Origin of the sequence: Kribbella shirazensis, assembly GCF_011761605.1 — a bacterium.
In the GTDB taxonomy this organism is placed as follows: Bacteria; Actinomycetota; Actinomycetes; order Propionibacteriales; family Kribbellaceae; genus Kribbella; species Kribbella shirazensis.
In genome coordinates, this window is record NZ_JAASRO010000001.1 from 6,737,952 (window position 1) to 6,755,707 (window position 17,756).

The 17,756-nt window shown below is 68.5% G+C and carries 19 protein-coding genes and 1 other RNA gene; 9 read left to right on the top strand and 11 right to left on the bottom strand.

Features of this window, described 5'->3' with window-relative positions:
- The first annotated feature begins 62 nt into the window (after positions 1-62).
- Positions 63-560, top strand: a complete 498-nt coding sequence (locus tag BJY22_RS32300) for an NUDIX domain-containing protein (protein ID WP_167214453.1) — start codon at positions 63-65, stop codon at positions 558-560.
- Positions 561-574: 14 nt separating this feature from the next.
- Here the strand turns inward: BJY22_RS32300 and BJY22_RS32305 are convergent, their stop codons facing one another.
- Both BJY22_RS32305 and BJY22_RS32310 read right to left on the bottom strand, forming a co-directional pair.
- Positions 575-751: a hypothetical protein gene (locus tag BJY22_RS32305; RefSeq protein ID WP_167203116.1), complete on the bottom strand. Its 177-nt coding sequence runs from the start codon at positions 749-751 to the stop codon at positions 575-577.
- 63 nt (positions 752-814) lie between these two features.
- A complete protein-coding gene (locus BJY22_RS32310; protein WP_167214456.1) occupies positions 815-1,561 on the bottom strand; it encodes a helical backbone metal receptor in 747 nt (248 codons plus the stop codon).
- A gap of 295 nt (positions 1,562-1,856) precedes the next feature.
- Between BJY22_RS32310 and BJY22_RS32315 the strand changes: the two genes are divergently transcribed.
- On the top strand, positions 1,857-2,501 hold the full coding sequence (locus BJY22_RS32315) for a histone H1-like repetitive region-containing protein (protein WP_167214459.1): 645 nt from the start codon (positions 1,857-1,859) through the stop codon (positions 2,499-2,501).
- 125 nt (positions 2,502-2,626) lie between these two features.
- Here the strand turns inward: BJY22_RS32315 and BJY22_RS32320 are convergent, their stop codons facing one another.
- Positions 2,627-2,815: a hypothetical protein gene (locus tag BJY22_RS32320; RefSeq protein WP_167214462.1), complete on the bottom strand. Its 189-nt coding sequence runs from the start codon at positions 2,813-2,815 to the stop codon at positions 2,627-2,629.
- A 53-nt stretch (positions 2,816-2,868) separates the two neighbouring features.
- Here BJY22_RS32320 and map point away from each other — a divergent pair, with 53 nt between their 5' ends.
- Positions 2,869-3,717 (top strand): type I methionyl aminopeptidase, encoded by an 849-nt coding sequence (map, locus tag BJY22_RS32325; RefSeq protein WP_167214465.1) that lies wholly within the window; start codon positions 2,869-2,871, stop codon positions 3,715-3,717.
- A complete protein-coding gene (locus BJY22_RS32330) occupies positions 3,714-4,112 on the top strand; it encodes a GNAT family N-acetyltransferase (protein ID WP_167214468.1) in 399 nt (132 codons plus the stop codon). The genes map and BJY22_RS32330 overlap by 4 nt, the downstream gene beginning before the upstream one ends.
- On the opposite strand, the gene BJY22_RS32335 is transcribed toward BJY22_RS32330, so the two are convergent.
- From BJY22_RS32335 to BJY22_RS32350, 4 genes are all read right to left on the bottom strand, one after another.
- Positions 4,084-4,776, bottom strand: a complete 693-nt coding sequence (locus BJY22_RS32335; RefSeq protein ID WP_238350528.1) for an alpha/beta fold hydrolase — start codon at positions 4,774-4,776, stop codon at positions 4,084-4,086. The genes BJY22_RS32330 and BJY22_RS32335 overlap by 29 nt on opposite strands.
- Before the next feature lie 201 nt (positions 4,777-4,977).
- Positions 4,978-6,678, bottom strand: coding sequence for an HNH endonuclease (locus tag BJY22_RS32340; protein WP_167214470.1), 1,701 nt, complete (start codon positions 6,676-6,678; stop codon positions 4,978-4,980).
- 581 nt (positions 6,679-7,259) lie between these two features.
- Positions 7,260-8,750, bottom strand: a complete 1,491-nt coding sequence (locus tag BJY22_RS32345) for a S10 family peptidase (protein ID WP_167214473.1) — start codon at positions 8,748-8,750, stop codon at positions 7,260-7,262.
- Positions 8,751-8,775: 25 nt separating this feature from the next.
- Positions 8,776-10,353 carry an alkaline phosphatase D family protein gene (locus BJY22_RS32350; RefSeq protein ID WP_167214475.1) on the bottom strand — a complete coding sequence of 526 codons (1,578 nt, stop codon included), beginning with the start codon at positions 10,351-10,353 and terminating at the stop codon, positions 8,776-8,778.
- Between the two features lie 90 nt (positions 10,354-10,443).
- On the opposite strand from BJY22_RS32350, the gene BJY22_RS32355 reads away from it, so the two are divergent.
- From BJY22_RS32355 to BJY22_RS32370, 4 genes are all read left to right on the top strand, one after another.
- Positions 10,444-10,812 carry a DUF952 domain-containing protein gene (locus BJY22_RS32355; RefSeq protein ID WP_167214478.1) on the top strand — a complete coding sequence of 123 codons (369 nt, stop codon included), beginning with the start codon at positions 10,444-10,446 and terminating at the stop codon, positions 10,810-10,812.
- Between the two features lie 25 nt (positions 10,813-10,837).
- An RNA gene (rnpB, locus tag BJY22_RS32360) (RNase P RNA component class A) lies at positions 10,838-11,236 on the top strand.
- Positions 11,237-11,409: 173 nt separating this feature from the next.
- Positions 11,410-12,048, top strand: a complete 639-nt coding sequence (locus BJY22_RS32365) for an LAGLIDADG family homing endonuclease (protein ID WP_167214481.1) — start codon at positions 11,410-11,412, stop codon at positions 12,046-12,048.
- Positions 12,049-12,178: 130 nt separating this feature from the next.
- On the top strand, positions 12,179-13,321 hold the full coding sequence (locus tag BJY22_RS32370; protein WP_167214484.1) for an alpha/beta hydrolase: 1,143 nt from the start codon (positions 12,179-12,181) through the stop codon (positions 13,319-13,321).
- Here BJY22_RS32370 and BJY22_RS32375 read toward each other — a convergent pair.
- Positions 13,318-13,803 carry a GNAT family N-acetyltransferase gene (locus BJY22_RS32375; RefSeq protein WP_167214487.1) on the bottom strand — a complete coding sequence of 162 codons (486 nt, stop codon included), beginning with the start codon at positions 13,801-13,803 and terminating at the stop codon, positions 13,318-13,320. The two genes, BJY22_RS32370 and BJY22_RS32375, sit on opposite strands and share 4 nt — an antisense overlap.
- Positions 13,804-13,855: 52 nt before the next feature.
- Between BJY22_RS32375 and BJY22_RS32380 the strand changes: the two genes are divergently transcribed.
- Positions 13,856-14,428: a TetR/AcrR family transcriptional regulator gene (locus tag BJY22_RS32380; RefSeq protein ID WP_337759681.1), complete on the top strand. Its 573-nt coding sequence runs from the start codon at positions 13,856-13,858 to the stop codon at positions 14,426-14,428.
- Here BJY22_RS32380 and BJY22_RS32385 read toward each other — a convergent pair whose 3' ends face one another.
- The 3 genes from BJY22_RS32385 to BJY22_RS32395 are packed head-to-tail and all read right to left on the bottom strand — an operon-like array spanning position 14,429 to position 17,746.
- Positions 14,429-15,862 carry an RNB domain-containing ribonuclease gene (locus BJY22_RS32385; RefSeq protein WP_167214490.1) on the bottom strand — a complete coding sequence of 478 codons (1,434 nt, stop codon included), beginning with the start codon at positions 15,860-15,862 and terminating at the stop codon, positions 14,429-14,431.
- A gap of 4 nt (positions 15,863-15,866) precedes the next feature.
- Complete coding sequence (locus tag BJY22_RS32390; protein ID WP_167214493.1) at positions 15,867-16,991, bottom strand: bifunctional RNase H/acid phosphatase; 1,125 nt, start codon at positions 16,989-16,991, stop codon at positions 15,867-15,869.
- Positions 16,988-17,746: a zinc ribbon domain-containing protein gene (locus tag BJY22_RS32395; protein ID WP_238350529.1), complete on the bottom strand. Its 759-nt coding sequence runs from the start codon at positions 17,744-17,746 to the stop codon at positions 16,988-16,990. The genes BJY22_RS32390 and BJY22_RS32395 overlap by 4 nt, the downstream gene beginning before the upstream one ends.
- Positions 17,747-17,756 lie beyond the last annotated feature (10 nt).

Sequence of the window (17,756 nt, forward strand, 5' to 3'; positions counted from 1 at the left end):
CCATGTGAGACGCGCCGCTTCACCCGGCGAACGGCGACCGTTGTCCCTTAGCGTTCTGTGGTGTGAGCGAATCCCAGGTGCCACCACCAGGAACGGTCCGACGCCGTACGACGGCCCGCGTGCTGCCGGTGCGTCCGGACGGCAAGGTGTTGCTGCTGCACGGCTGGGATCCACTGAAGCCGCAAACGCCGTACTGGTTCACGATCGGCGGCGGCGTCGAAGCCGGCGAGACGGTCGCGCAGGCGGCCAGCCGCGAACTGCGGGAAGAGGTCGGCATCGTGCTGCCGGCCGACGACCTCGGCACACCGGTCGCGACGAACACGATCGAGTTCGAGTACGGCGGCTGCCGGATCATCCAGCACCAGACGTTCTTCGCGGTCGCGGTGGACAGCGTCGACGTCACGTTCGTGAACCAGGAAGAGATCGAGCAGCAGACGATCAGCGCGCACGGCTGGTGGTACGGCGACGACCTCGAGGCGACCGGTCAGGCCGCCCACGTCACCATCCCCGGCCTGCTCCGCCAGGCGACCGACGCGATCACCCTGCGCCGAGCATCCTGACCAGAGCATCCTGATCAGCGCTTGCGCGCCTCCTTCAGGACCTTCTTCGGGATCTTCTTGTCGACCTTGTAGTGCACCCGATCGAGCCGCTCGGCACAGCCTTCCTTCGACAGGCGCAGCAGAACGACCGGGCACTTCTTGCACCTCGGCTTGTCCTTGCAGCACTTCTTCTTCGCGGTCATCGACGGCACGCAGCGAGTGTAGGTGAGGCATACCTAACCGTCTAGCTGCTGTCTCAGTGATCGTGGCGGACGTCACGCGAGCTGTCCGATGAGCAGCTCGCGCGCCTCCACCAAAGACGGTCCGTACCACGTCAGATGCCGCCCGGACACACAGCGCGCGGGCCGGTCGAATGCCTCTGGGCCGTCGCCGGGTGAAAACGCATAAGGCTCGTCCGGCAGCACCACCACGTCGTACTCCGGTAACGCGTCCGGGTCGATCCGCGGATAGCGTTCACGGGATTCCCGCAGGACGTTGTCGATGCCGATCCGGGACAGCAGATCACCGGCGAACGTGTCCCGTCCCAGCGCCATCCATGGTCTACGCCAGATCGGTACGACGGCCCGCCGTCGCATTCCGTCGTACGGCGTACTCCACACCGCCCGCGCTTCGGTCAGCCAGCGCGGTTCGCCGCCGACGATCGCGGACAGCATGCGACCGAGTGAGTCGAGTGCCGCGGGCACTGTCGTCGGCGCGGTCACCCACACCGCGATTCCCGACGATCGCAACGCGTCGAGATCGGCCGCGCGATTCTCCTCGGCGTTCGCGACGACGACGTCCGGCGCGAGTTCGCGGATGCGATCGAGGTCGGGATTCTTGGTACCGCGAACGCGGACGACATCGAGGTCCGCGGGATGCGTACACCAGTCGGTCGCACCAACGATCAACGACGGATCCGTGGCCGCGACCGACTCCGTCAGCGAGGGCACGATGCTCACCACACGCACCACCTCGCCGGGTAGTTCGACGACGTTGCGGAGGTCGTCGTACGCGCTCTTCATCGGGGTTCACACCTCACGTTCGCAGGACGTTGCCGACGACAACACTCGTCGATCCGGGCAGTTGCGGGCCACAAAGTGCCGCGTGTCGCCAAGAAATTCTTGACCGTATCCGGCATGCTCGGCGTGCGGCGGAATCCCTTCTGCACAAGGATTTCCGGCATTTGCCTGCCGCTTTGCCGCCAGTTCTCCTTAACCTGCGGACGTTTCGGGTGCTTTACGTGGAGCACAACTGTTGTCATCATCATGACGACGAGGAATCCACCGTGGTTTTCCTCAGCCGCACCAAGGAGGCAGAGTGCCAGCCAAGAAGGCAGCCGCAGGGAAGGCGACAGCCAAAAAGGCTTCTCCCGCCAAGAAGACTGTCGCGAAGAAGACCAGCGCCGCGAAGACGACGACCGCGCGCAAGGTCAGCGCAGCAAAGAAGACAGCGACGAAGAAGGTGAGTGCGGCCAAGAAGACCGCCACGAAGGCGTTGGCGAAGAAGGCGCCGGCCAAGAAGACCACCGCCAAGAAGGCTCCGGCGAAGAAGGTCACCGCGAAGAAGACCGTCGCGAAGAAGGCGCCGGCGAAGCGCGCGACCGCGGCCAAGAAGACGACGACGGCCGCGAAGAAGACGACCGCCCGCAAGACGACGGCCGCCAAGAAGGCCCCGGCCAGGACGGCCGCGGCGAAGAAGACGGTCGCGAAGAAGGCCCCGGCGAAGAAGGCCGCCGCCAAGAAGACGGTCGCGAAGAAGACCGTTGCGAAGAAGACCGCGGCCAAGAAGGCCCCGGCCCGCAAGACCGCCGCGAAGAAGGCGCCGGCGAAGCGCGTCGCCGCCAAGAAGGCGCCGGCCCGCACGGCCGCGAAGAAGACCGCGGTGAAGAAGACCGCTGCGAAGAAGGCCCCGGCGCGCAAGGCTCCGGCGCGGAAGACCGCAGCACGGCGGGTCGCCCGCTGATCCGGGCGTCGCACGATCGCGCGACGCCCGCCGTACCGAAAACCTGAGGGGCACCACCGAAGCAGTTCGGTGGTGCCCCTCGGTACGCCGGCCGGGCGGTGCCAGTCCTCGTGCCGGTGCTCGTGTCAGTCGTCGTCCCACTTCGGGTCGTTGTCCCAGTCCTCGTTGCGTTCCTGGACCTTCTCCAGCGCGCGGGCGGCTTCCTCCGGCGAGCTGTACGGGCCGAGCCGGTCGCCCGCCTTGCCGCCCTGGTACGGCTCGACCTTGCCGGTCTTGGTGTTGTAGTACCACTCGTTGCTGTGATCGTCGCTCATCTGGATGACCACCTCCTGGGGAGTCTTGTCGCGCTCTCTAGAATGATCTCACCATGTCGATCCTTACTCCTGGCGTCATTTCGCCGCGCCGCGACGTACCCGCTTCCATCACTCGTCCGGAATACGTCGGCAAGCCGTCGCCGACGCCGTTCGACGGTTCCTACGTGACGTCGCCCGAGCTGATCGAGAAGATGCGCGTCGCGAGCAAGCTGGCCGCGCAGGCGTTGCAGGCGGTCGGTGCCGCGGCGAAGCCGGGAGTGACCACGGACGAGCTGGACGCGGTCGGCCACGAGTACCTGGTCGAGCGCGGTGCGTACCCGTCGACGCTGGGCTACCGCGGGTACCCGAAGTCGTTGTGTACGTCGGTCAACGAGGTGATCTGCCACGGCATCCCCGACGACCGGCCTCTCGAGGACGGCGACATCGTCAACGTCGACATCACGGCGTACCTGGACGGCGTGCACGGCGACACCAACGCGACGTTCCTGGTCGGTGAGGTCGACGAGGAGAGCCGGCTGCTCGTCGAGCGCACGCGGGAAGCGCTCAACCGCGGTATCAAGGCGGTCAAGCCCGGGCGCCAGGTGAGCATCATCGGGCGCGTGATCGAGTCGTACGCGAAGCGGTTCGGGTACGGCGTGGTGCGCGACTTCACCGGCCACGGCATCTCGACGGCGTTCCACTCCGGGCTGATCATCCCGCACTACGACGACGAGCGGTTCGACGACGTGATCGAGACCGGGATGACGTTCACGATCGAGCCGATGCTGACGCTCGGGACGTACGACTACGACCTGTGGGACGACGGCTGGACCGCCACCACGAAGGACAAGTCGCGTACGGCGCAGTTCGAGCACACGCTGGTCGTCACCGACACCGGCGCCGAAGTACTCACCCTGCCATGACCGTCACGCAGTACGAGGCGGCTCCTTATGAGAGTGGCCACCTCCAAGGCATCCTCGCCATCTGCGAGGCAGAGGACTGGCCAAGCCTTCCCGCCGACCCGGCGCGCGCTCACGCAGTCTTCACCGCCCCCGGCGTGACGACGGTGGTCGCGCTGGACGGCGAGCAGGTCGTCGGTTTCGCCTACTTGCTGAGCGACGGTCACCTCCAGGCGTACTTGTCGCAGATGGCCGTCCACCGCGCCCACCGCCGCAAAGGCATCGGACGGGCGATGATCGAGTACGCCACTCCCCTGACCGGCGCACAACGCGTAGACCTGCTGACAGACACCGCCCAGGACTTCTACACATCCTTCGAGCATCGGATGTTCAGCGGGTTTCGTATCTATCCGTCCTGAGGTCGGAGCGTTCGGAAGAAGTCGGTGATGTCGTCGGCGAGGAGCTCTGGCTCTTCGTGCGCGGCGAAATGACCGCCGCGGGGCATGGTCGTGTACCTGGTGACGTTGTAAGTACGCTCGGCCCAGGCTCGCGGTGGCCGGGTGAGGTCGGCCGGACAAGGCCGTAGCTCAACGTCAGCGGACGCGTGCTTTGCTGATGCTGGTAGGCGCCTTCGGCCGCGGACCAGGCCGCGACCGCGTCGACGTACTCCTGTTCCTCCGGACTGAGCTCGGCCGGATCGTACGAGCGCGGCGCGGCGACCGACGTCACGTGGATGCCGACGACCGACTCCGGATGGGCCTCGGCCAGCCGGGCGGTGATGCCGGCACCGAGGTCCCTCCCGTGCGCCGCGTACCGGTCGAAGCCGAGTTCGTCGTACATGAGGCGATGCCAGAGCTCATGGGTCTGCGGGCCGGTCAGCGAAGGGCGTTGCGGCGCGAGCGGGAATCCCGGCAGCACTGGGACGATCACGGTGAAGGGGCCGAGCGCATCGTCGCCAGTACGCCGATGGCGGGTCAGCCGGCGGGCGAGCTCGACCAGTTCGAGGAACGTGCTCGGCCAGCCATTCGTCAGCACGATCGGCAGAGCGCCGGGGTGCTCACCGTCGAACCGCAGATACGGCAACGACGTACCGTCGAGGACGGAGCTCCACCGGATCCGTCCCCGCCTCCCAGCCCTCCACGGGCCAACGAACCGGCCAGTGCGTACGACGCAACCGAGAACGCAGGTCCTCCAGCTCAGCCTCGCCAACCGTGATCATGCTGAAAAGGTTAGCGTCGTGAAACCTACGCGACGCCGCGCTGGCGCATCGCGAGAGTGGTGCGTTCAGACCGTCGCGAAGGGTGGTGGGCCGGTGGCGGGCTTGTTGGTTGGGGTGGCGCCCCAGACCGCGAAGCGTGCTGCTTCGGCGTAGGTGGCGTCGTCGGCCCGCCAGCGGCTGATGCCGGTGGCTGCGGTGGTGGCTGCAGGCGAGGTCGTCTCATCCCAGGGATCGTCTACCGGGATTGAGGTTTCACGGCCCCGGTTCACAGTGGGCGGATCGGGGCAGGTGGGTGTCGCACCCGAAGGTCCTGGTGCTCGAAGGACTGAGCCTGGTGGTCTGTGGAAGCGAAGGGGTGGTGGGACGGCCCAGGCAGGGCGGGCGACGTGAACGACGCCGTCGGTGACGGCAATGGTCCAGCGGCCGTTGTGCAGGTCGACGTGATGGCGACGGCACAGCAGCACGAGATTCGAGACCTTGGTCTCGCCTCCGTCGAGCCACGACCGCAAATGATGGGCGTCGCACATGATCGGCGGTGCGCCGCAGACCACGCAGCCGCGGTCTCGGGTGTTGAGGGCGCGGCGCATCGCGCGGGTGACCAGGCGTTCGCGGCGGCCGACGTCGAGGGGTTCGGAGTTCGCGCCGAGCACGATCGGGATCACGTTCGCGTCGCACGCGAGGCGCCGGATCGCGGCGGCGGACAGCCCGCCGCTGTACACGGTCTCGCCGATCGCGTCCGCGGTCGCTGCCTGCAGGTCGTGCAGGTCGATCGTCACGGTGATGTTCGCCTTCGCCCCGAACCCAGGCACCCGCTCCCGAACCTCCCCGCCACCCGCCTTACCCATCGCGCCGCCCGAAGCTGCATCCGCTGCGCCGACTGGTGCGCTGCCGGATCTGGCGTTTCCGGCCCATGTTGTGTCCTCGTGAGCGGAGGTTGCGCCAGCCCCAGTCCCAGTCTCCTGGGCGGTGCCGATGTCGTAGGCGGTGGCGGCTGCGGTGAGGGCAGTGGTGAGGGCGTCGGCTTGGCGTTTGTCGCGCGGGCGGGGATCAAGTTCGCCGTCGACGGTCTTGTGGGGGCGAGAGCCGGCGTGGATCAGGGCGCGCAGGAGTTCGGCGTTCTCGTTGGCCAGGTAGCCCTTGAACTTCACGCCGTGGTCTGCCGTGGAGAGGGTCAGCGACTCGCGGTCGTAGGCCTTCAGTTCTTCGGGTTCGGGGCCGTCGGAGTCCAGCAGGTCGCAGATCTGTTTGGCCGCGCTCCGCAGTTCGCCGGATGACAGGTGGGCGGCCATGGCGACGAGTTGTTCCTCGGCGATGTCGAGGTCCTCGACCGGGACGCGTGAGCGGACCCGTTCGAGCGCGGACACGATCGCGACGGCATGCGCCGGCCGCAGCAGCCGAACGTCCTGCGCGGCCTCCCGATCGGCCTCTCGCGGGCTCTCGCTCGCCTCGGTGTCGGAGCTATCGGCCTCGTCGGGGAGGTTGACGCCTTGGGCAAGCGCTGTGTTGACGGCGGCGTACCTGGGAAGCGCTCGGGCCAGCCGTACGTCGCGCCAAGCTTCGGCGCGATCCTGGCGGTACCGGAACGACAACAGCTCGACGCAGTCGCGGACGCCGAGTTCTTGGGCGTAGCCGGTGTTCTCGACGCGCGCGATCAGCTGGAGACGGTCGGCCTGCATCCGGGTGATCTCGGCGTCCAGCGCGTCGAGGGCCGGCAGCAGCTCGCTGTCCGCCAACGACCACACCGGCCGCCCACCCAGAACATCCATGCCTCCAGACTAGACGCACCCTCCGACAGTTTCAAAGCCGAATCCCCTTGTTTTCAAGGCAATTCGTAGGCAGCGAGTTATCCACAGACACGGAAGTCTGTGGATGTTGCCTAAGGCATCTGAGCCGCAAGTTCGTTGGGGGTAGTGGCCGGCTCGGTCGTGCGGGAGGTTCTCCTGGGCTTCTGGCGGTGTCGTTTCAGGCGGTGTCGTTTCAGGCGGTGTCGTTTCAGGCGGGCAGGACTCCCCGGACCACTCGTCGCCTCTTCCCCAGCCATTTCACGGGTTCACCCTCGCCGTTGCCCGTTCCCCGCTTGCATGTGAGCGGTCAAGGGGCGGCAACACGTTTCCCAGCCGCTCCGGGCGCTCGCCGACAGCGCGCGCCGTGGTCGGCACCAGCGAACACGTGGCGACGGGTGGTTCGGGGAGTCCTATCCACCTGAAACACCTGAAACGACCAGCAGAACTCCCCCACACCACCAAGCCGAGCGACAACCCCCGACGACCTTGCGGCGCAGACCACCAAGGCATCGATCGACCCTGCGGCTGTGATGCTCGTACTGCGCCTTCGCGGCGGACGAGGATCAGCGGTTGGAGGCCGTGGTGATGAAGGTGGCCAGGTCGGCGGACTGCTGGATGCGGGATTGGTCGTGGATGTACATCATGTGGCCGGCGGGGTAGTACTTGGTTTCGATGTTGGGGATCAGGTCGGCGGGGATCTGGAGGCGGGCGAGGGTGTGTTCGGTGGCGAAGTACGGGGTCGCGCCGTCGTAGTGGCCGGAGGCGACGTGGACCTTGAGGTGGGGGTTGACGCGCATCGCCTCGGCGAGCTTCTCGGCGACGGTGATCTGCTGGCCCTCGAACTCCTTGAACGACCAGTTCCGCGCGGCGTCCAGGTTGAGGATCTCGTACGGCAGATCGTTGTGGTACCCGAGCTCGACGCGGACGTAGTGGTTGAGCGCCGCGGAGTACGGGCCGGTGATCGCGTTCATCGAGGGGTCGCGGTCCGGCTTCTCCGAACCGTAGTCCGCGTTCCAGCCGGTGAAGCGGCCGTCGAGACGCCCGACCGTCCGGCGGCGTGAGCGCAGCAGTTCGCCGAAGAACCGCTCGTGCTCGATCCGCAGGTTCACGCGGTCGAGGTAGTCCTCGCTCAACCCGGTCAGCGCAGCCAGCCGCGCGACCACCTCGGCGCGGTAGTCCGCCGGGATCCTGTTGCCCTGGGCAAGCGCATTCGGGTACCGCCCGGCCGCGAACCGTTCCGCGTCGGCGAGCAGCTCCTCCAGCGACCGGTCCGGGACCAGCCCGTGGTAGTGGGCGATGGCGGCGTACGTCGGCAGGAACAACGTGTACGGCAGGTCGTTGCCCGGCGAGAAGTCGAGCGTCCCGAACTCGAGCACCGCCGAGATCAGGACGACGCCGTTGAGGTACATCCCGTACCGCTCCTGCAGGTGCGCGGCGAGCCCGGCCGCACGCGTCGTACCGTAGGACTCGCCGGCCAGGAACTTCGGTGACATCCAGCGCCCGTTCCGCGACGTCCACAGCCGGATCACCTCACCGACCGACTCCAGGTCGCGGGTGAACCCGTGGTAGTCCCCCGGCTTCTCCCCCTCGGCAGCGCGGGAGAAGCCGGTCGACACCGGGTCGATGAACACCACGTCGCTGTGCTTCAGCAGCGTCTCGGCGTTGTCGACGATCGAGTACGGCGGGGGTGCGAGCTCACCGACGTCGCCCGAGACCACGCGCCGGGGTCCGAGCAGACCGAGGTGCAGCCAGATGCTCGACGACCCCGGCCCGCCGTTGAACGCGAAGGTCACCGGCCGGTCCGCGGCCGCGGCGTCGTCGAGCGTGTACGCGGTGACGAACACCTCGGCCTTCGGCTGCAACCCGTCGAACTTGCCGTCGGTGTACACCTCCTGACGGAGCACCACCCGCCCGGTCGTCGCCGTGTACCGCAACTCCTGCCCGTCGATCGTCAGGCTGTGCTGCGTGGTCACCAGGTCGTCGACCGGCTTGATCGGCTTCGTCGCCTTCGTCTCCGCGGCGGCGTGGGTGTCGCCGTGCTCCTCGTTCGCCATGCGGAGCACCTTAATCGACGCGTGATCAGACCTTCACGGCACCAGGGCGGCCGTCCTCGACGACGAAGGACGCATAGGTGTACTGCGGGGCGTCGGCGCGGCTCACCGTGGTGACCATCCGCAGGTCCGTGCGGAACTCCGAGCGGTCGATCGTGCAGCGCACATAGCCGCGCCGGTCGCCGTCGAAGAACTTGATGTGCGGGTTGTACTTGATCATCGGCCCGTAGTACGGCCCGTAGACCTCGCCGTCGCCGTTGCTCGTCAGCGAGGTGCCGACGAACTCGGTGGCCACCACCGGCGTCCCTTCGCGGTCGAAGTCCGCGTGGATGTCGTTGACGAAGGTGGAGTGCCAGTCGCCGGTGACGACGACCGGGTTGCGCGTCTCCGCCTGCTTCCACGCCTCGATCAGCCGCTGGCGGGCGCCCGGGAATCCGTCCCACGCGTCATGCCAGAGCAGGTCGCCCGCGGCGCCGTCGTGGTCGAGCCGGCCGAGCATCACGTTGCTCGCGAGCACGTCCCATTGCGCGCGCGACCGTTGCAGGCCGTCGTACAGCCACTGCTCCTGGGTCCGGCCGAGCATCGTGATCGACGGGTCGTAGGCGTCCTCGCAGGCGTCGGCCTCACCCCAGCCGCACGGCGGGACGCTGCGGTACTGCCGGCCGTCGACCACGTCGAACTGGGCGAGATCGCCCCACTGCAGCCGCCGGTAGATTCGCGGACCTTCACCGGCCGGCCGGGCGGGTCGTCGTACCGGCTGGTGCTCGTACCACGCCTGGTACGCCGCAGCACGCAACGCGGAGATGTCACCCTCGTACTGCGACTGCGTGTTGGCGTAGTCGTTCTGGACCTCGTGGTCGTCCCAGGTCACCATCCACGGGAAGCGGGCGTGGGCGGCCTGAAGGTCCGGATCGCTCTTGTACAGCGCGTATTGCATGCGCCAGCGGTCCACGTCGCGCGGAGCAGCCTGCAACACGGCCGGTACCGGCGTCTTGCGGTAGCCGCCGTCGGACGGGATGCCACCCTCGTAGACGTAGTCGCCGAGGTGCAGGACCAGATCCAGGTCCTCCTCTGCGAGATGCCGCAGGGCCGAGTAGTACCCACTCGACCACTCCTGGCAGGACGCGAACGCGAACTTCACCGCGGCGTTCCGGCCGGTGCGCACGGGCGCGGTCCGGGTCCGTCCGGTGGGCGACACGTCGGAGCGGTAGCGGAACCGGTAGAACCACTCGTGGTCGGGCGCCAGTCCCTCCACCTCGACGTGCACCGAGTGGGCGAGCTCGGGCAGCGCCCACGTCGTACCGGTCCGCACGACTCGCCGGAAGCCCGCGTCGAGCGCGACCTGCCACTCCACCGGCACCTTGGTTGCCGGCATCCCGCCGCCGGGGACGAACTTGTCCGGCACGAGGCGGGTCCACAGCACGACGCCGGTCGACGTCGGGTCCCCACTGGCCACGCCGAGGGTGAACGGGTAGTTCCCGCCGGCCGGACGTGGGGTGGCGTTCGCCGGCCCCACCGGGAGCTGCGCGAGGGCCGCCAGCGAGGCGACACCTCCGACGGCACCGAGGAACTTGCGACGATCGAGGTCTGCTCTGGGCGGTGTCATGCCGGCACGCTAACGCCGGCTGGTGACATCCAGTCGACCTGCGAGTGTCGCAACGGCGGCCCGGACCGGCGACCTCGATAGCCTCGGTCCATGGCGACGATTCTGCACATCGCGTTCGTGGACCAGTGGGAGGCCGCGGTCGAGGCCGGCTGCTACCGGTGGTCGACGCGCGGGAAGAGCCTCGACGACGGTGCGACGTTCATCCACGCCTCCCGCCCCGAGCAGGTCGCGATGGTCGCGAACTTCGCGTACGACGACGTGGACGAGCCGCTCTGCCTGCTGGTGATCGACACCGCGCGGCTGGTGTCCGCGCTGTGCGACGAGGACCTGGACGGGACCGGGATGAGCTTCCCGCACATCTACGGGCCGTTGAACCTGGACGCGGTGGTCGACGTACGCCCGTACCACCGCGGCCCGGACGGGCTGTGGCCGGAGGTTCTGCCGGACGCCGTGTCCTGAGCGTGCCGTATCCTGGAGGCCGGAACGGGTCGGTCGGGCGATCGCGTCGTCCTTTGCAGAGGGCGCCGAGGAAAGTCCGGACTCCACAGGGCAGCGTGGTGGGTAACGCCCACCCGGGGTAACCCGCGGGACAGTGCCACAGAGAACAGACCGCCAGCGGCTCCGATGAACCCCGTGGTTCACCGGAGTGCGGGTGAGGGTGAAACGGTGGTGTAAGAGACCACCAGCTGCGCAGGTGACTGCGGAGGCTAGGTAAACCCCACGTGGAGCAAGGCCAAGAAGGGCGGTGGGAAACCACCACCCGCGCGAGCGTTCGAGGGCTGCCCGCCCGAGCTCGCGGGTAGGCCGCTGGAGGTGCCCGGCAACGGTCACCGTAGATGGATGATCGCCACCACAGAATCCGGCTTACAGACCGGCCCGTTCCCTCCACACACTGTACGTCGCCCGCCGATGGCGACAGCAGGCTGCTCCTGTCGTCTTACGATGAAGAGATCGAGGGCCTGGGTGCTCGGTACCGGATAGGTATTTGTTGCCCCTAGCACCTACCTCGAAGGACGGAGCAAGCCGCCCGACAGGTGACGTGGGACAGGAGATCAGATGAGCCGAGGAGAGGCCGGGCTGGCTTGGTTGGCGGGGCTACTCGAGGGTGAGGGGTACTTCGGCACGATCAACAGTCATGTCGCCGGTAAGATCTACCGGTACCCGCGCGTCGGCGTGACGATGACGGATCGCGATGTGGTCGAGCGGGTGGCAGACATGTTCGGCTTGAAGGTCACGTCGATCCGCCCGAAGCCTCCCTCGAAGCTGATGCAGTATCGGTTCACGCTGACAGGCGCTCGCGCGGCACAGTTGATGGTTGACCTGCGTCCGATGCTGGGTGTCCGTCGACAGTCGCAGATCGACGCGGTGTTGGCGGAGTACAGCATGGCCGAAGACACCGCCGTCCGACGTGCGCGCTCGAACCGTGAGGCAGCTCTGAGGAGATACGGGCACGCCGAGCAGGCTCCACCCGCCGACGACCCACAAATCAGCGCGATCGCGCAACAGGCGCAGGATCATCACCAGGCTCTGTGCGTGTCCGAGTCGACAGGTCGGTTTCACAAGGACCAGCGGGACCGACTGATCAAAGCGCTGCGCGCCGAGGATCCGCAGCGATGGACTTATCCGGCGCTGGCAGCTGCGATTGGCTGTTCACCAGCGTCGATCGCCGCCGCTGTCAGAGGACGTGTCTCCTGACGGTGGTCGTCCCTGGACAAGTCGGCACGCCCTGCTGAGTTTGCTCCTAGGCAACGAATCGGCACCGATCCTGCGCCACATCGGGACTGATGTCGCAGTTCCCGCGCATGCAGGGTGAGAAACTGGCGGTATGAGGCGGGTGCGGACTGGTGTGGTGATCCTGCTTCTGGTCGCGTTGCTCGGTGGGGCCGGGTATGTCGGCTGGGTGCTGGTGCAGCGGTCTGAGCCGGTTTCGCTGCCGGAGACGACCGGCAGCTTCCAGGTGGGGCGACGGACCTTCGAATGGACGGATACGCCGCGCCGCGACCCGTACGTGAACGGGCCGCGGCGGCTCGCCGTCTGGCTCTGGTACCCGGTCGCCAAGGAAACCACCGGCCAGCACGTGCAGTACGCCCCGGACGAGTGGAGCGGCCTCCACCTCAAGGCGCCGGCCTCGGTGTTCCAGGGACCGTTCGACATCCTCCAGGACCGCGCCCTCGACCGGGTCGCGGTCGCCCCAGGCAGGTTCCCGGTCGTCGTCCTGATGCCGGGCATGGGCCTGTCCGCGCCCATGTACGCCGCCCTCGCCGAGGAGCTCGCCAGCCACGGCTACCTGGTCGCGGGCGTCACGCCGACCTACAGCGCGAAGCTCACCGTGCTCGGCGGACACCCCGTCGAGAGCAAACCTGAGGCGAGTCCGTCGAACCTCGGCGACGGCAGTGAGGGCTCCCAGCAGGCCGGCGACAGCCTCGTGAAGGTGTGGGCCGCCGACGCACGGTTCGCGGCCGGCATGGTCGCCAAGGAGCTGCCGAACTCGGTCCAGTCCGCGGTCGGACCGTCGTACGTCGGCCACTCCTTCGGCGGCGCCGCGTCACTCGAGGCCTGCCGGCTGGACCAACGGTGCGCGGCAGCGGTCGACCTCGACGGGATGCAGTTCGGCGAGGTGGTGCAGAAGGGGGTGAAGGCGCCGATGCTGCTACTCGGCGCCGACGACTCCTGCATCACCAGCGTGTGCGGGCCGGACGCCGGGAACGACGCGGCCCGCGACCGCGCCATCTCGTTGCTCAAGGCAAGCAGTGGAACGTCGTGGTGCGCCACCATCCCCGGCACGCGGCACTTCAACTTCACCGACTACGGCGTCTACTACCTGGCCTACCCGCTGCGGAAGTACCTCCCGCTCGGCACCGCCGGCCCGCGGCACGCTCTGACCGTCACGAACGGGTACGTCACCACCTTCCTCTCCCACGCGATCTACAAGACGGCAGCACCCGGCGCGCCGGCCTGCAAGTCCTAGAGATCCAGCTCGTACGTCTGTCCGATCAGCCCTTCGCCCCACATCTCGTGCACTTCGGAAGTGGTCAGCCGGAATCCGCGCGCCAGGTAGATGTGCCGCGCGGCGACCAGCGGCTCGTTCGTCCACAGCACCATCCGCTTGTACCCGGCCGAGCGCGCGAACTCCAGACACGTGTCGACCAGCTCGCCCCCGAGCCGTAGTCCCCGCGCGGACGGCGTCACCAGGAGCAGCCGCAACTGTGCGGTCGTCTCGTCCGGCCCCCGCACGCAGAAGATGCTGCCGGCCCGCTCACCGTCCACCTCGGCGATCCACGCGGCCTCGCGCTCGTCGTCGTGGTCGGTCGCGTACGCCGCCACGATCTGTGCGATCAGCGCCTCGTACGCCGGGCCCCAGCCATACTCCGCCGCGTAGATCTCCGCGTGTGAGAGCACCACCCACCCGAGGTCCCCGGGCTGCCCCAGCTTCCTGATCAGTTTCGTCATCAACCCTACCCGCTCTACTGACACGACTGTTTCAGTAAGCGATACTAGCCCCGTGCCGACCACGAAGCCAGTGCCGAATTCGAAAGCGGGCCCGTCCGCGCGCCAGCAGGAACTGCTCGAGCGGGCGTACGCGTACTCGCTCACGCACGGCCTGGCCGACCTGTCGCTGCGCCCGCTGGCGACCGCGATCGGCTCCAGCCCGCGCGTGCTGCTGTTCCTGTTCGACAGCAAGGACGGCCTGATCCGCGCCCTGCTCGCCCGCGCCCGGGCCGACGAGCTCGAACTGCTCCGGCAGATCGAGCAGGGGTACGACGAACCGCCCGGACTGACCGTGATCGCGCGGGAGCTGTGGACCTGGCTGGCCGCCCCGGAACGGCGACCGCTGATGATGTTCTGGGTCGAGGCGTACGGCCGCTCGCTGGTCGCTCCGGACGGACCGTGGACGGACTTCGCGCGCTCGACGGTCGACGACTGGCTCGAGCTGCTCGAGGCGAGCGAGCCCGACCAGAGCGCTGCGCGACGTACCGCAGTACTGGCGATGCTCCGCGGCGCCCTGATCGACCTGCTCGCGACCGGCGACCTCGACCGCACGACCGCGGCGGTCGAGGACTACCTCGCCGAGTAGCTAGCCGACCAGCTCGAAGGACACGCTCCGCTTGGCGATATCGGCCTCGACGAGCTTGACGCGGACCCGTTGGCCGAGCGGCAGCGCCGTACCGGTGACGCGGCCCTCGATCGCGAACTTGCTGAGCGCGACGATGCCGCGGGCGTTCTCCTTCTCGTCCACGTCGGTGATCACACCGTCGAACTCGGCGCCGACCTGGTCCGCGACCAGCCCCGCCTCGACCATGCTGACGATCGACCGCTCGTACGCGTGCGCGCGCCGGTCCGCCTCGTCCATGATCTTCGGAAGGTCGTCCATCGACTCCCGGACCCACGCCGGCACCTCGGTCCCGGCCGAGAGCGCGACGCAGATCTCGCTCGTCCACCGGTCCACCAGCCGTCGCAGCGGAGCGGTGACATGGGCGTACTCCGCCTTCATCGCGGCATGCTGTGGCTGCTCCGGCACGCTGCCGTCGAAGGCCGTGTACCCCGCGCCGCGGAAGAGCACGGTGCAGGCGGCGAGCATCGCCGCGTGGGCCGGCTCCGACGGGTCGAGCCCGTGGATGAACTCGGCGTACGTCGTCTCCGCGGGCCACTCGATGCCGAGCGCCTTGGCGGTGTTGCCGAGCTTGCGCCGCAGGTCGTCGTGCGACTCGGGCAGCGTGCGCAGGATGCCGATCTTGCCCTTCAGCATCAGCTGCGCGGCGGCCATGCCGGTGAGCAGGGAGATCTGTGCGTTCCAGCCCTCGACCGGCAGCGGTGCCCGGAACTCCAGGCCCCAGCCGTGGTTGGAGGTGACGACCTCCTGGTCCGGGATCGGCAGGTTCACGCCGCCGCGTTCGAGTTCATGCTGCTCACGGAGCTTGCCGACCTCGCGGAGCAGTTGCAGCGACTCCGGCGCCGTACCCGCGTCGAGGTCCTTCTGGACGCCGGCGTAGTTGAGCTTGGCCCGGGACTTCACCAGCGCACGCTCGCAGGTGACCCCGGTCATCTCACCGGACGCGTCGAGTGTGATCGTCCACAGCAGTGCGGGGCGGACCTGGTCGGGCAGCAACGACGCGGCGCCCTCGGAGAGCTCCGGCGGGTGCAGCGGGGTCCGCTTGTCCGGCGCGTACAAGGTCTCGCCGCGACGGCGCGCCTCGGTGTCGATCGGGTCGCCGGCCTGCACGAACGCGGCCACGTCGGCGATCGCGTAGTGCACGGTGAAGCCGTCGCCGGCACGCTCGATGTGCAGCGCCTGGTCGAGGTCCATCGAGTCCGGCGGATCGATCGTCACGAACTCGATGTCGCTCCGGTCGAGCGCCGGGAGCCGGGCGTTCGCGGCCGCTGCCTCCGCGGCGGCGGTGACCTCGGGCGGGAACCCGTCCGGAACCTCCAGCTCCCGTCGGATGTCCTGCAACGACGCCCGGAAGACCTCCGGCACGGCCTCGGCGAAATGAACCCTCTGCAGCGGCATGGGGTCAGACTAGCGAGGGTTGCACGTTGAAGGAGCGGAGCGACGCCAGGCCGTCGGCGTACCAGTGGGCCTCGGTCAGCGTTCCGGGGCGGAGTTCCATCCGGAAGATCGAGGCCATCGGGGCCTGGAGCACCGAGCGGACCATCAGCTTGATCGGCGTCACGTGGGTGACGACGAGGACCGATTTGCCCGGGTACCGCGCCAGCAGCCCGTCCCGCGCCGACCGCGCCCGCCGGGCGCACGCGTCGAACGACTCGCCACCGGGCGGCGCGACACTCGTCGACTCCAGCCAGGCGTTCAGCGCGTCCGGCCACTTCTCCTGGACCTCGGCGAACGTGTGCCCGTCCCAGTCACCGAACGAGCACTCCACCCATCCCTCGTCCACGACCGCGCTCAGCCCGAGCCGCTCGCCGACCGCGGCCGCCGTCTCGCGCGTCCGCCGCATCGGCGACGTCACGATCGCGTCGATCCCGCCGTGCCTGGCCAGGTACGCCGCCGCGGCCGCCGCCTGCTCCTGCCCGGTGTCGCTCAACGCCGGGTCGTCCCCGCCCGAACCGGAGAACCGCTTCTCGACGGTGTGCACCGTCTCGCCGTGCCGCAGGAAGAACAGTTGCGTCGGCGGCTCGGCCGAGGCACCCCATCCGCGCATCGCCTTCTGCTGGTCCGACGCGGCCGGCGCCGGCGTCGCGGTGGTCGGCGCGGTTTCCGGCTGCAGCGGGATCGGTACGCCGTCCAGCGCGTTGTTCGCCAGGGCGTCCGCGGCCGCGTTCTGCGCCCGCGGCACCCACGTCCACTCGGTCCCGAACGGCGCCAGCCCCTGCGCCTTGATCGCCAGCGGCTGCAGGTCCGGATGCTTGATCTTCCAGCGGCCGGCCATCTGCTCGATGACCAGCTTGGAGTCCATCCGTACTTCGATCGAGGCCTCCGGCGCGTACTCCGCGGCGAGTTCGAGACCCGCGACCAGTCCGGAGTACTCCGCGACGTTGTTGGTCGCGATCCCGAGCGTCCTGCCCTGCTGCGCGATGACCTTCCCGCTGACCGGGTCGCGCACCAGCGCGCCGTACGCCGCCGGTCCCGGGTTGCCCCGCGAGCCACCGTCGGCCTCGACGATGACGTGGCTGTAGCTCATACCGCGCTCTCCGACGTACGGACGAGGATGCGTCCGCACTCCTCGCACCGCAGTACGGCGTCCGGCGGGGCGGCCTTGAAGCGGGTCAGGTCGGAGGGAGCGAGCTCCATCCGGCAGCCCATGCAGCGCTTGCCGACCAGGGGCGCGGCGCCGATCCCGCCGTTGCGCTCCCGCAGTCGCTGGTACTGCGTGATCAGCGGCTCCGGCAGCTCGGCGGCGATCGCGGTGCGCTGGTCGGCGACGCCGGCGCGCTGTTCGTCGAGCTCCTTCAGCGCCGCGTCGCGACTGGTCTCGAGCTCGGACTGGCGGCCGGCGAAGGCCTCGGCGCGGGAACGCAGGCCGGCCTGCACCGCCTCGGCGGCCTCGAGCTTCTCCATCACCTCGAGCTCGGCGTCCTCCAGGTCGGAGATCCGCCGCTCGAGCGAACCGATCTCGTGCTGCAGGTTCTCCAGGTCGCGCGGCGAAGTGACCTGGCCGGAGTCGAGCCGCTGCTGGTTGCGTGCCCGGCGCTGCCGGACCTGCTCGACGTCGGAGTCGGCCTTCTTCTGCTCGCGCTGCAGGTCACTGACCTCGGTGTCCGCGGTGACCAGCTCGCGGTCGACCACGGACTTCTCGGCGAGCAGCTCCTTGAGCGCCTGGTGCTCGGGAAGGGAGGCGCGCTTGTGCGCGATCTGATCAAGCTGCAGGTCGAGATCCTGCAGGTCCAGCAAGCGGCGTTGGACGGCGGGCTCGGCGTTCAGAGTCGGCTCCTTCAAGTCGGGATCG